Origin of the sequence: Bradyrhizobium sp. SRL28, from assembly GCF_018596315.1 — a bacterium.
GTDB lineage: Bacteria > Pseudomonadota > Alphaproteobacteria > Rhizobiales > Xanthobacteraceae > Bradyrhizobium.
The window spans coordinates 1-2,032 of record NZ_JAHEAG010000139.1 but is presented as its reverse complement, the minus strand read 5'-3'; the positions used below and the strand labels follow the sequence as shown (position 1 = coordinate 2,032).

The 2,032-nt window shown below is 69.2% G+C and carries 1 protein-coding gene; it reads right to left on the bottom strand.

Annotation, left to right across the window (positions count from 1 at the left end; genetic code table 11):
• Positions 1-2,032: condensation domain-containing protein (locus KIP88_RS45625; RefSeq protein ID WP_249791565.1), on the bottom strand; the 2,032-nt coding region annotated here is incomplete at both ends.

The window sequence follows — 2,032 nt, the reverse complement described above, 5'->3', positions numbered from 1 at the left end:
GGGATACGGCGCCGCCGTCCGGTTCAGCTCCTCCAACAGATACGCGCGCTCAGCGGCCGGCAGGATATCCAGCTCGCGCACCGGCGTGTTCGGCGCCTGCTCCAGCGCGTCGGCCAGTTGCTCGAGCGCGCGCTGCATGTAGCCGCAGACCCGATCCGCGGAGACGAGCTCCGCCACCTGCGCCGTCAGACCGAGCGCCTCGCCAAAATCATCCACCGACAGGGTCAGCGGATAGTTGGTGCGTTCCTCCCCGCCCAGCCATTCCACGCCGCCCAGCCCAGCATCCGGTCCGCAAGCGAGCGCCGGCGCGGTGTGGCGGTAGTTCAACAGCGCGCTGAACAGCGGCGCCGGCGCCGCAACGCCGCTGCAGCGTTGCGCCAACGCCAGCGAGGCATGCTCGTGCGCCAGCAGCTCGGCCAGCCGGGCGTGCGTGGTCCGCACGCTCGCCTCGACCCCGGTGCCGTCCAGATCAAGCCGCAGCGGCAGGGTGTTGATGAACAGGCCCATGGTGCGGTCGGCACCCGAGCCGCCATGCATGCGGCCAAACAGCACCGTGCCGAACACCACCTGCTCGCGGCCGCTGCTGCGCGCCACCACCTGTCCCCACGCCAGATGGCACAGGCTGGCCAGGCTGACCCCAAGCCGCCGCGCCTGGCTGCGCAATCGCGCGTTGAGCGCCTGCGGCAGCCTCCGATGCGCCTCATGAACCCCGCAGCCGTCGCCGTGGACCTCGCTTAAGCCAAGCGGCGTGGTCGGCGCATCGATGTCCCCCAGCAGTCCCCGGAAGAACTCTTCATGCGCTTTGGTACCAACGCCCAGGCGCGCCTGCGCCACCAGGTTGCGGAACGGCTGCGGGGCGGCCAGCTCATGGTCGCGCCCGCCGAGCACGGCCCTAACCTCGGCATGCATCACCTCCAGCGTCGTGTGATCCCCGATCAGATGATGCTGCAGCTGCAAGAGCAGCCAGCGCGCGCTGCCGGGCTCGCGCGCGATCACAAACCGCAACAGCGGGGCCCGGCCAAGATCGATGCGGTGCTGGCGCGGATCAAACCTCAGCCTGAGCTGCGCGTGGCCAGGACCGCCGGAGCCATCCAGCTCGACCTCGGTCACATTGAGTGGCGCGTTCCGCCACACCACCTGGGCCGCGCGCGACAGGCCCTCCCAGACAAACGACGTCCTTAAGATGTCGTGCCGGTCCACCACCCGCTGAACCGCGGCAAGATAGCGGTCCAACACGCCACGGTCGGCAAACGCCATCTGCGACACCAGCAGGTACGGATCGCCTTGGCGGGCCAACAGATGATGGAACAGGATGCCGTCCTGCAGCGGCGACAAGGCATAAATATCCTGGATGTTGCCGACGCCGCCGGGCACCGTGGCGAGGATCCGATCGATCTCTCCCTGCGTCAGCTCGATCAGCGGCAGCATCTGCGGCGTGATCGAGCGGCTCTCTGCCGTGATCAGGTTGGCCGGCACCGCCACCTCGTGATGACTGCGCAGGCTCGCGGCCAGATCCGCCAGCACCGGCCTGGCGAACAAAGTCCGCACCTTCACCCCCAGCGACAGCCGCCGCAGACGCTCGATCAGCTGCACCGCCAAGAGCGAGTGGCCGCCCAGCGCGAAGAAGTGGTCGTTCCGTCCGACCCGCTCAACACCCAGAAGCTCGGCCCAGATCGTCGCCAGCGCCGTCTCGATCTCGCCTTGCGGCGCCTCATAGGCGGCGCGCGCATACGCCTCATCCTTAGGCGCCGGCAGGCCCTTGCGGTCGAGCTTGCCGTTCACCGTCAAGGGCAGCGCCGCAAGGTGCACAAACGCCGACGGCACCATGTAGTCCGGCAGCCGCGCACTTAAATGCGTGCGCAAGGTGCCGGCAAGTTCGCTTCCATCCAGCCCATCCGAGCCCGCCTCGGACGCGCACACCACATAGGCGACCAGCCGCTGCTCGCCCGCGCGGTCCTGGCGCGCCACCACCACCGCGTCGCGCACCGCGGCGTGCTCGACGAGCCGCGCCGCGATCTCGCCCGGCTCGATG